Source organism: Xanthomarina gelatinilytica, assembly GCF_000348685.1.
Lineage (GTDB): Bacteria > Bacteroidota > Bacteroidia > Flavobacteriales > Flavobacteriaceae > Xanthomarina > Xanthomarina gelatinilytica.
In genome coordinates, this window is record NZ_ANLA01000004.1 from 890,281 (window position 1) to 901,090 (window position 10,810).

11 protein-coding genes are annotated in these 10,810 nt (G+C 33.5%); 6 read left to right on the plus strand and 5 right to left on the minus strand.

Going from position 1 to position 10,810, the window contains the following annotated elements; all coding sequences use genetic code 11:
* Positions 1-10: 10 nt before the first annotated feature.
* The 4 genes from D778_RS04655 to D778_RS04670 form a co-directional block, all read right to left on the minus strand.
* On the minus strand, positions 11-451 hold the full coding sequence (locus D778_RS04655) for a TPM domain-containing protein (RefSeq protein ID WP_040491470.1): 441 nt from the start codon (positions 449-451) through the stop codon (positions 11-13).
* 193 nt (positions 452-644) lie between these two features.
* Entirely contained in the window at positions 645-1,244 is a 600-nt protein-coding gene (locus tag D778_RS04660; protein ID WP_007648150.1) for a LemA family protein, read from the minus strand.
* 56 nt (positions 1,245-1,300) lie between these two features.
* Positions 1,301-1,630 (minus strand): MerR family transcriptional regulator, encoded by a 330-nt coding sequence (locus D778_RS04665; protein WP_007648151.1) that lies wholly within the window; start codon positions 1,628-1,630, stop codon positions 1,301-1,303.
* The gene (locus D778_RS04670; protein ID WP_007648152.1) at positions 1,630-2,601 is read right to left on the minus strand and encodes a M23 family metallopeptidase; all 972 of its coding nucleotides are present in this window, start codon (positions 2,599-2,601) and stop codon (positions 1,630-1,632) included. The genes D778_RS04665 and D778_RS04670 overlap by 1 nt, the downstream gene beginning before the upstream one ends.
* Before the next feature lie 231 nt (positions 2,602-2,832).
* On the opposite strand from D778_RS04670, the gene alaS reads away from it, so the two are divergent.
* The 6 genes from alaS to D778_RS04700 all read left to right on the plus strand — a co-directional run bounded on the left by alaS (position 2,833) and on the right by D778_RS04700 (position 10,521).
* A complete protein-coding gene (alaS, locus tag D778_RS04675) occupies positions 2,833-5,517 on the plus strand; it encodes an alanine--tRNA ligase (protein WP_007648154.1) in 2,685 nt (894 codons plus the stop codon).
* Between the two features lie 117 nt (positions 5,518-5,634).
* Positions 5,635-6,633 carry a GSCFA domain-containing protein gene (locus D778_RS04680; RefSeq protein ID WP_007648156.1) on the plus strand — a complete coding sequence of 333 codons (999 nt, stop codon included), beginning with the start codon at positions 5,635-5,637 and terminating at the stop codon, positions 6,631-6,633.
* Between the two features lie 123 nt (positions 6,634-6,756).
* Positions 6,757-7,281: a DUF6252 domain-containing protein gene (locus D778_RS04685; RefSeq protein ID WP_007648158.1), complete on the plus strand. Its 525-nt coding sequence runs from the start codon at positions 6,757-6,759 to the stop codon at positions 7,279-7,281.
* Positions 7,282-7,567: 286 nt separating this feature from the next.
* On the plus strand, positions 7,568-7,855 hold the full coding sequence (locus tag D778_RS04690; RefSeq protein WP_007648160.1) for a hypothetical protein: 288 nt from the start codon (positions 7,568-7,570) through the stop codon (positions 7,853-7,855).
* 4 nt (positions 7,856-7,859) lie between these two features.
* Complete coding sequence (locus D778_RS04695; protein WP_007648163.1) at positions 7,860-9,815, plus strand: ATP-binding protein; 1,956 nt, start codon at positions 7,860-7,862, stop codon at positions 9,813-9,815.
* A 55-nt stretch (positions 9,816-9,870) separates the two neighbouring features.
* The gene (locus tag D778_RS04700) at positions 9,871-10,521 is read left to right on the plus strand and encodes a response regulator (RefSeq protein ID WP_007648165.1); all 651 of its coding nucleotides are present in this window, start codon (positions 9,871-9,873) and stop codon (positions 10,519-10,521) included.
* A gap of 16 nt (positions 10,522-10,537) precedes the next feature.
* Here the strand turns inward: D778_RS04700 and D778_RS14750 are convergent.
* Positions 10,538-10,810, minus strand: a 273-nt coding sequence (locus D778_RS14750) for a hypothetical protein (protein ID WP_238307564.1), incomplete at its 5' end; no start/stop codon positions are given.

The window sequence follows — 10,810 nt, forward strand, 5'->3', positions numbered from 1 at the left end:
TTCTGTTTCATTATTTTCCTTTAGATATGTCGTTGGGTAATTCGTTTGTGTCTGCATGATGCCAAGGAAAATACGTCTCCAAGGCTTTACCGGCTTTTAAAATACCATCAACCAAACCTTGTTTAAAATGGCCCGATTTAAATTGTGCCTGTATGGCGTCTTTGGTATCGTTCCAGAAGTTTTTTCCAACCACATCGTTAATGCCTTTGTCGCCATATATAACAAAGGTTTTGTCTTCCACGGCAACATAAATCAATACGCCATTTTGTTCTTTGGTGTTATCCATTTTTAAAAAATGAAATATTTCCATGGCGCGATTAAAAACGTCTATTTTAGAAGATTTTTCAATATGCACCCTAATTTCTCCAGAGGTGTTTTTTTCGGCCATTCGAATGGCATGAACAATTTCTTGTTCTTCTTCGGCAGTTAAAAAATCTTCTATTTTAGACATTTTTTCTATAGTTAAATTTAGGGTTGAAGCCCTATAATTTAATTGCAATTACTTTTGTTTTATAATTGTTTTGGCCTCAAGGGTTATCAAGTTATTGGGCTATATTAAATATCTCAACAGCACCATAACTATTTTGGTGTGTTAAAATACTGCCATTACATTTTGTTTTGGTAGTATTTCAAATTTACAAAGTTTAATTAAAATCAAATTCTACATCAACTGGTTTTTCAGCGCCAGCTTCAGCATCAAAATAAGGTTTTCCTTCAAAATCAAACATACCAGCCAATATGGAATTAGGGAATTTTTTCACATGGTTGTTATAAGGTTTGATAGCTTCGTTATAACGGGTTCTGGCAGTTTGAATGGTGTTTTCGGTACTGGTTAATTCGTCTTGAAGTTTCAAGAAATTCTGGTTGGCCTTTAATTCTGGATATCTTTCAACTGTAACCAATAATCTGGATAAAGCACTGCTTAATCCACCTTGGGCCTGATTGAATTCTTGTAATTGTTCAGTAGTAATGTTAGAAGGGTCAATAGTAGTTTTGGTGGCTTCACTTCTGGCTTTTATAACCGCCTCAAGTGTGCTTTTTTCAAAATCTGCTGCTCCTTTAACTGTGTTTACCAAATTACCAATTAAATCGTTTCTACGTTGGTAAGAGGTTTGTACATTTCCCCAAGCTTCGCTTACGTTTTCATTAAGTTCAATAGCTGTATTATTAAATCCAACAGCCCAATTATAAATGCCAAAACCAATTACGGCAATAATAATTACAGGAATTATCCATTTTTTCATGATAAAGTATTTAAGTGTTAGTGTTTGCTTTATTAGTTGTAAAAGTGATCTAATTGTTACAACTGATTTTTAATTTTAATAAGTTGTGCTTTAATAGCTTCTAATTTACTGATAATTTCGAAGGTTTCCAGAGGTTTTTTCTTTTCTTCTTTTAGATGTGTTTTGGCACCTTCCAAGGTAAATCCTCTTTCTTTTACCAAATGAAAAATGAATTTTAGGTTTTTTATGTCTTCTGGAGTGAATTTTCTATTCCCTTTGGCGTTTTTTTTGGGTTTCAACACATCGAATTCTTTCTCCCAAAAACGGATTAAAGATGTATTTACATCAAAAGCTTTGGCTACTTCGCCAATACTGTAATATCGTTTTTCGGGTAAATCTATGTGCATTAATCTAAAGATTGGTTTTCTAACGATGCGTGCTCCAACAATTTATTGAACTCTTCAGCAGATAAACTGCCATAGTAGAAGTTGATAGGATTGATGCGCTGATCGTCTTTAAAAATTTCGTAATGTAAGTGTGGTGCTTCAGATCGACCTGTACTGCCAACAAACCCAATAATATCTCCTCGTTTTACTTTTTGGTTTTTTCTAACGTTGTATTTGTATAAATGTGCATACAGGCTAACATAGCCATAGCCATGATTAATTCTTACATGGTTGCCATAACCAGCAGCACCATTATCTGCACGCTCTACCACGCCATCACCAGAAGCATAAACAGGTGTGCCACGAGGTGCCGTAAAATCCATTCCCCAATGCATTTTTCTTACTTTGGTAAATGGATCTGTTCTAATTCCGTAGCCAGAAGCCATTCTGGTTAAATCCTCATTGTTTACGGGTTGTATGGCAGGAATGGCTGTTAGTAATTTTTCTTTTTCTTCAGCTAACTTGGTGATCTCATCCAAGGATTTGGATTGCACTACTATCTGTTTTTGGATTTGGTCCAAACGTTTATGGGTTTCTATTATTAATTTGGAATTGTCAAAGCCTTCTAAATCTTTATATCTATTAATACCGCCAAAACCGGCTTTTCTTTGCTCCTCGGGAATTGGGTTGGCTTCAAAATACAATCTGTAGATATTGTTGTCCCTTTCTGCAATATTGGCTAAAACAACTTCTGTTTCGTCCATTTTTTTATTCAGCAACTCCAGTTGCAATTGGGCATTTTGAAGTTCGTGCCTTAGCCCTTTCTCACGAGGCGATTCTATGTACTGACTGGCAATAAAAACAAATAAAAAAGCAAATAAAGCAGATGCCAACAAAAACAACGAAATGTATTTAACCGTTCTTCTTTTTTTACGCTCTATTTTTCTATAGGAAAGCGTATCTGGATCATAATAATATTTTACCTTACTCATTATCTAATTTATGCTATTTTTGCATGGAATTTATAGGTGTTTATGTATCTATTGAATTCCAAAACGAACAAACCTACAAAATATTTTCATTGTAAATTTAGTAAAAACTAAACGATAAAATAAGAAAGTAGGGTCTCTCAATCCGAAATTTAAAATAGATTTGTAGAGAAATTGTAAAAAACGCGTCGTTTTTATATAAAATTTAACAAAACAAGCATTCAAATTAACTAGATGAAGTCTCAAGAAGTACGTTCAAAATTTTTAAGTTTTTTTAAAGAGAAAAAACACAGTATTGTACCATCTGCACCAATGGTTTTAAAAGATGATCCTACACTTATGTTTGTGAATTCTGGAATGGCACCTTTTAAGGAATATTTTTTAGGAAATGCCAAGCCAAAAAACAACCGTATTGCAGATACTCAAAAATGCTTACGTGTGTCTGGAAAACACAACGACTTGGAAGAAGTGGGTTACGATACGTACCACCACACACTTTTTGAAATGCTAGGAAACTGGAGCTTTGGCGATTATTTTAAAAAAGAGGCCATTGCTTGGGCTTGGGAACTTCTAACAGAAGTTTATAAAATAGATAAAGACATTCTCTATGTAACTGTTTTTGAGGGAAGCAATGACGGCGATATCCTGTCTATGGATCAAGAAGCCTTCGATTTGTGGAAACAGTTTGTCCCAGAAGACCGAATTTTGATGGGCAATAAAAAAGACAATTTCTGGGAAATGGGAGACCAAGGGCCTTGTGGACCTTGTAGCGAAATCCACGTGGATATTCGTTCTACTGAAGAAAAAGCCAAAGTGGATGGAAAAACTTTAATAAATAAAGACCATCCTCAAGTGGTGGAAATATGGAATTTGGTGTTTATGCAATACAACCGAAAAGCAAACGGTTCCCTGGAAGTGCTGCCAAACAAACATATAGACACTGGAATGGGCTTTGAGCGCTTGTGCATGGTGTTGCAAGGCGTTCAAAGTAATTACGATACAGATGTTTTTACACCAATTATCAGGGAAATTGAAACCATTTCCAATAAACAATACCTTCCCGTAGGGACAAGTCGCGACTTGTCCGTTACAAATAATAATTTGTCCGCAACAAATAAAGATTTGTCCGAACAAGAAAAAATTAACATTGCCATTCGTGTTATTTCAGATCACGTTCGTGCAGTAGCATTTTCAGTTGCAGATGGCCAATTGCCAAGCAACACAGGAGCAGGTTATGTGATCAGACGGATTTTACGTCGTGCCATTCGTTACAGTTTTACATTTTTGGAACAGAAAGAGCCATTTATTTATAGATTGGTAGAGGTGTTAAGCCAGAAAATGGGAGAAGCCTTTCCTGAACTTAAAGCTCAAAAACAATTGATAGAGAATGTTATTAGGGAAGAAGAACAATCGTTTTTAAGAACCTTGGATCAAGGGTTGGTACTGCTAAACAGAATTGTAGAAGATGAAACATCGGATGTGATATCTGGAGAAAAAGCATTCGAATTATACGACACCTTTGGTTTTCCTATAGATTTAACGGCTTTAATTCTTCGTGAAAAAGGCTTGAAATTGGATGAAGCTGGTTTTCATGCAGAAATGAAAAAACAAAAAGACCGTTCTCGTGCAGCCAGTGAAATGAGTACCGAAGACTGGACCATTTTAAAAGAAGATGCCGTTCAGGAATTTGTTGGTTATGATATGTTGGAAACTAAAGTAAAAATTACACGATACAGAAAGGTGATATCCAAAAAAGATGGCGCCATGTATCAGTTGGTTTTCAATTTAACACCTTTTTATCCGGAAGGAGGAGGGCAAGTAGGTGACAAAGGTTATTTGGAAGATGCTCATGGAGACATAGTTTATATCTTAGACACCAAAAAAGAGAATAATGTTATTATTCATTTTGCTAAAAACCTGCCTAAACATCTAGAAGAAACATTTACGGCAACGGTAGATGCCAAACAACGTTACAGGACAGAGTGCAACCATACGGCAACACACTTGTTGCATCAAGCTTTAAGGGAAATTTTAGGAGACCATGTAGAGCAAAAAGGCTCAGCAGTGCATTCAAAATACTTGCGTTTTGATTTTTCACATTTCTCTAAGCTAACTTCTGAAGAATTACGGGATGTGGAAAGTTTTGTAAATGCCAGGATTGCAGGAAAACTACCTCTACAGGAAAAACGTAATATTCCTATGGAACAAGCTTTGGAAGAAGGTGCCATAGCTCTTTTTGGTGAAAAATATGGCGATACGGTTCGTGCCATTCGTTTTGGGCAATCCATGGAGCTTTGTGGCGGAACACACGTAAAGAACACAGGCGATATTTGGTATTTTAAAATTGTTTCTGAAGGAGCTGTGGCTGCAGGAATCCGAAGGATAGAAGCCATAACAAACGATGCTGTTAAAGACTATTTTGAAGATGCCAATAAAGCATTTACAGATATAAAAAGCCTGCTGAACAATCCTAAAGAACCTATAAAAGCTTTAGAGAGCCTTCAAGCAGAAAATGCCGATTTAAAGAAGCAAATTGAAAGTTTGCTTAAAGACAAGGCAAAAAACATAAAAAGTGATCTTAAAGCAGAATTGACTGAAAAGAATGGCATTCTATTTTTAGCAAAGAAATTGGACTTGGATGCTGCTGGAATAAAAGATGTTTGTTTTGAAATGGGAAGCCAGTATTCTAATTTGTTCTTGATATTTGGTGCCGAAAACGATGGTAAAGCCTTATTATCCTGTTACATTTCCAAAGAATTGGTTTCAGAAAAAGGATTGAATGCAGGACAAATAGTTAGGGAATTGGGAAAATATATCCAAGGAGGTGGAGGAGGACAGCCTTTCTTTGCAACAGCAGGAGGGAAACATCCAGAAGGTATTGATGAAGCTTTAAAAGCCAGTGAGAACTATATAAAATAATATTCGTAGTTTTTGTCCAGAAAAACGCAGGGCAAAACCTAAGAGATTCACAGAGACTTTTTAAAAAAAAAGTCTCTGTGAATCTTTGTGTAACAAGTGGTCTTATAAAATACATTAATGAATCTTCAAACAAAAATCCAAGTAAAAAAGCAACCACATAATCAAATAGATTATCAATCTAAGCTATTTTTAATTGGATCGTGTTTTGTTGAGAATATAGGGTCGAAATTAGAGTATTTTAAATTTAAAACCCTTCAAAATCCGTTTGGTATTTTGTTTCACCCTTTAGCCATAGAAAACTTAATAACCAATGCCATTAATGAAAAAGTGTATATTGAAGAGGATCTCTTTTTTCAAAACGAACAATGGCATTGTTTTGAGGCGCATTCCAAATTAAGTTCCACATCCAAAAACGATTTGTTGAATGGTTTAAACCAGCAAATTCAAGCTGCAAATCATCAAATAAAAGATACAACACATATAATTCTTACTCTAGGAACTGCTTGGGTCTATAGGTTTATAGATACAGATGCCATTGTGGCCAATTGCCATAAAGTTCCACAAAAGAGGTTTTTAAAGGAATTACTTTCAGTAGACGACATTTTGCAATCCCTTCAAGCTATTGTAAGTTTAATTAAAAGTGTGAATAAAAAAGCAACCATAGTTTTTACAGTGTCTCCAGTAAGACATTTAAAAGATGGGTTTGTGGAAAACACACAAAGTAAGGCACATTTAATTTCAGCCATACATGAATTTTTAAGTCGACAACCTGTCCTTACCGAAATGAGACTTTCGGGCAACCCAACAATCTGCAATCAGCAAACTTTTTATTTCCCAGCTTACGAACTTATGATGGATGAACTTCGGGATTATCGTTTTTATGCAGAAGACATGGTTCATCCCAATCAAACAGCCATTAATTATATTTGGGAAATATTTAAAGACGTTTGGATTTCAAACAACGCGTTTAAAACCATGGACGAAGTTGAGACTATCCAAAAAGGGCTTCAGCACAAACCATTCAATCCAAATTCCGAAGCACATCAATTGTTTCTTCAAAAATTATCAGAGAGAATAGACAGGCTGCAATTGCGATTCCCACATATTTTGTTTTAAACTCTCCAACCTATTTTGTCAAGTATCCATACCTTGTTTTAAAAATACGTAATTCTTCGTATTGATTGCCAAGCCGTTAATTTGCAATTTTGGAATATTATTAACCTCAAAAATATTTCAACAATGAGAACTTTAAAACATGCCGTATTACTATTAATGTGTTTTTCGCTAATGACTTTTTCTTCTTGCTCCAACGATGATGATGGAGGAGATGGGGGTGGTGGAGGAGCTGCTGCAGGTACTATTACAGCCAAGATTAACGGAAGCTCTTTTACTTCTTTAGAAATGACTTCTTTTGCAAATACCACAACTGGTGGAGGGCAAACCACATTGGTCATGCAAGGGAACACACAATCTCAAGCTATTAATATGATTATTAATGGTTATGATGGTGTAGGTACTTATCAGTTAAGTGATGATAATGTATTTCGCTCTGCTTCTTATATAGAGCCTAATATTAGTGATCCAATGGCTACGCAAACATGGAATGCGCCTTTCCAAGATTCTGGAGTGGTTGGTGAAATTAAAATTTCGGAAGAAACTGATACCAATATTAAAGGGACTTTCAATTTTACTTGTAAAAACAGTAATGATGGAACGACCAAAAACGTTACGGAAGGTTCTTTTAACTTGAATAAGCAACAGTAAAAACGCTTGTACAACTTCTTAAAGTCTTGACAATTAAATCTTGTTGTTGAGATTAAACCCGATTAGGCGCAATACAGGTAGGTTGTTGCGCTTAATCTTTTTAAAACATCGTTTTATCGAAAAATTATATAGTATCTATCATTAAATTGTATTTTTATTGTGCTATTAATCAATTTTATAAACAAACATCAGGCAACATCTACTTTTGAGGGATCGCGTTTGATGTTTTTTATGTCTATAATGTAAATAATAGCATGCTTTAAATATCTTAATAAAGCATTGGGTTATGGATTTCAATTTTCTATTTTCTTTAGTTCTGTTCTTGCTTATAAGTATCTTGTTGCTTTTAAGCTTAAAAACCATTAGGGCAACCAAATGGCAGGCCAAAAACGCTCAAGAAAACTACTTAAAGTTGCATAAAAAGCTGGTTGATAGCAGGTTGATGCAAGAACAGAATGTGGAAAAAAATGCTTATTTGGAACGTTATAATAAATCTTTGATGGATGCCTTATTCGAAATTACAAAAGAGCTGCTATTAACAAAAAAGAGTATATTAGAAGAGTATTACAATTAATTATATGAAGAAATTATTACTCATTTTTATAAGCCTGTTTTTTAATCTCCATGGCTTTTCACAAAACCCAGTAAAAATTATTGATAGTTTAAAAATTGAACTTTCAAAAAAACCAGACGAAGCAACAAAAGCTAAAATTTATGGAGATTTAACTTGGTATTACTGTTCTGTTTCAACAGATTCTGCTCTAGTTTATGGAAAAAAGGCCATGAATTTAGCTGAAAAAATGAATGATTCTGTTTTTTTAGCTCAAACGTTTAATGATTATGCTACAGTATATTATTTAAAAGGAGATTACGATGTCTCTGAAGATCTATTAAAAAAGTCTTTAAAAATTAGAAATAAGCTTCAAGATTCTTCAGGAATTGCTGCTGTAAATTCTAAATTAGGAAATATTTATTATAAGAAATCTCTCCTTGATAGTTCCATGATTTATTTTTTAAAATCGTTGAAGTATTACGATGATATTGGAAATAAGGTTGTTTCAAATTCCCTGAAAAGTAATATTGCTAACATTTATATGACGTTAAAGAATTATTCTAAAGCAGAACAATACTTAAATGAAAATATTACATTTTTCCAGGAAAATAATCAGTTAGAATATTTAAGTAATTCCTTTGTGAGCATGGCTAGTCTTTTTTTATTTAAAAAAGACACTACAAATGCCATAAACTACTTAAAGAAAGGAATAAAAGAAGCTGAAAAAGTTAATGCATATCCAACTTTAGGTTCTGCATATAATAATTTAGGAACTATTTATAGCGACAAAAAAGATTATAAACTAGCTAAACAATATGTTCTTAAATCTATTGAAATAAGAGAGAAAAGTAATTTAGGAACAGAATTGGCAAGTTCTAAATTAACCCTTGCTGGTATTTACAATAATTTAGGCGAGTTTAATAAAGCGAAACCTATTTTATTAGAAAGTTTAAACGTGTTTATTAATGAAAAAGTAGTAGATAAAAGTTTATTAGTTTACTTGCAACTTATACCAGTATATGCTAGCGAATCTAAACCAGATAGTGTGGCATATTACACAAATTTATATATTAAAAATCAAGATCTTGTCCAGCAAGAAAACGCGCTTAAATTAAGTAGTGAGTTAGAAACTAAATACGAAACCGAAAAAAAAGAAAAAGAAATTTTGTTGCAACAAGCACAAATTTCTATTAAAGAACAAGACTTAAAAACCAAAAACTATCAAATTATTAGTCTAATTGTTTTAGCTATTATTTTATCATTATTTGGTTATTTATTGTACAACCAACAAAAATTAAAACACAACCAACTTAAAAAAGAAACCGAGTTAAAAGAAGCTCTAATTAAAATCGAAACCCAAAACAAACTGCAAGACCAACGTTTAAGAATAAGTAGAGATTTACATGATAATATTGGAGCGCAATTAACTTTTATCATTTCGTCTTTAGATAATTTAAAATATGGATTCAAACTCCCAGACAATCTAAACGACAAACTTAAATACATTAGTGAGTTTACCTCTTCGACCATTTATGAGCTTAGGGATACCATTTGGGCCATGAACAAAAGCGAAATTAGTTTTGAGGACTTACAATCCAGGATTTCCAATTTTATAGAAAAAGCAAATAAATCATCCCATGCCGTAACCTTTAATTTTATCGTGGACAAAGAATTGAAAAACCATAAAATGTTCACATCTGTACAAGGTATGAACATCTATAGGATTATTCAGGAAGCCATAAACAACGCATTAAAATATGCCAATGCCACTCAAATTGATGTCAACTTTTCATCAAAGAATACTGTTTACGAACTAATAATTACAGATAACGGAATAGGTTTCGACCTCAATAACATTGAATTTGGCAATGGTATAAACAACATGAAAAAACGCGCTCATGAACTGGAAGCAGAGTTTGAAATAACATCTCAATTGAACAATGGAACAACCATAAGGGTCTATAAAACAAGGAATACGTAATTCTTCGTATTATTTTATATCATTTATATGGTTATTTTAGTAAAAATTAGAACGCATGAATATTAAAATTGCCATAGTAGACGACAATTCGTTTCTTATAAATGCCGTTAAGGAAAAACTCTCCTTTTTTGAAGATTTAAATTTTAAATTTTCTGCCTTAAATGGTTCCGATTTATTGGTTAAACTGGAAGACAACCACAACATAGATTTGATTTTAATGGATATAGAAATGCCAATTTTAAATGGTATAGAAACCACAGAAATCGTTAAACAAAAATATCCTCACATTAAAACAATCATGCTCACGGTTTTTGATAACGACGAAAATATTTTCAAGTCCATTAAGGCAGGAGCGGACGGTTATTTGCTAAAAGAGATCAATGCCCAGGATTTGCACGATGGCATTTTGGAAACCTTAAATGGAGGTGCAGCCATGAATCCGTCCATTGCATTAAAAACGTTAAAGCTTCTCCGAAACCCTTTAAACATAGAAAACCAACAGGAACAGGAAGACATCAAACTAACCGCAAGAGAAATCGAGGTCTTGGAACAATTAAGTAAGGGCTTAAGTTATAATGCCATAGCACAGAATTTGATACTCTCTACAGGAACTGTTAGAAAACACATAGAAAACATATACAACAAACTTCAGGTACACAATAAAATAGAAGCCTTACAAAAGGCTAAAAAAAACAACTTAATTTAAAAAAAAGTGTTTTAAGCTAATTTCCGTTTTTTTGTCTATTTTTAGGAATGCGCAAAATTCTATTAGGAGTCATCATAACACTAACAATACTCTTCGCTTTTAAATATTGCGAAGATAAAAAAGATGAAAAAATAGTTCTTCGGGAAAGTTCTGCCTTAATACAAGAACACATTAAAAACGTTGGAAAACTAGTTGTTACCGAAGGCCATTTTAGCGAAGTTTTCACATATAAAAATTCTAAAGCAGTTGTAGGCTTCCCCTTTTTAGGACACCTCAAAGTTCGATAAAT

Coding starts and splice junctions, on each gene's coding strand:
- D778_RS04655 (WP_040491470.1), bottom strand. CDS start 451: ATGTCTAAAATAGAAGATTTTTTAACTGCCGAAGAAGAACAAGAAATT.
- D778_RS04660 (WP_007648150.1), bottom strand. CDS start 1,244: ATGAAAAAATGGATAATTCCTGTAATTATTATTGCCGTAATTGGTTTT.
- D778_RS04665 (WP_007648151.1), bottom strand. CDS start 1,630: ATGCACATAGATTTACCCGAAAAACGATATTACAGTATTGGCGAAGTA.
- D778_RS04670 (WP_007648152.1), bottom strand. CDS start 2,601: ATGAGTAAGGTAAAATATTATTATGATCCAGATACGCTTTCCTATAGA.
- alaS (WP_007648154.1), top strand. CDS start 2,833: ATGAAGTCTCAAGAAGTACGTTCAAAATTTTTAAGTTTTTTTAAAGAG.
- D778_RS04680 (WP_007648156.1), top strand. CDS start 5,635: ATGAATCTTCAAACAAAAATCCAAGTAAAAAAGCAACCACATAATCAA.
- D778_RS04685 (WP_007648158.1), top strand. CDS start 6,757: ATGAGAACTTTAAAACATGCCGTATTACTATTAATGTGTTTTTCGCTA.
- D778_RS04690 (WP_007648160.1), top strand. CDS start 7,568: ATGGATTTCAATTTTCTATTTTCTTTAGTTCTGTTCTTGCTTATAAGT.
- D778_RS04695 (WP_007648163.1), top strand. CDS start 7,860: ATGAAGAAATTATTACTCATTTTTATAAGCCTGTTTTTTAATCTCCAT.
- D778_RS04700 (WP_007648165.1), top strand. CDS start 9,871: ATGAATATTAAAATTGCCATAGTAGACGACAATTCGTTTCTTATAAAT.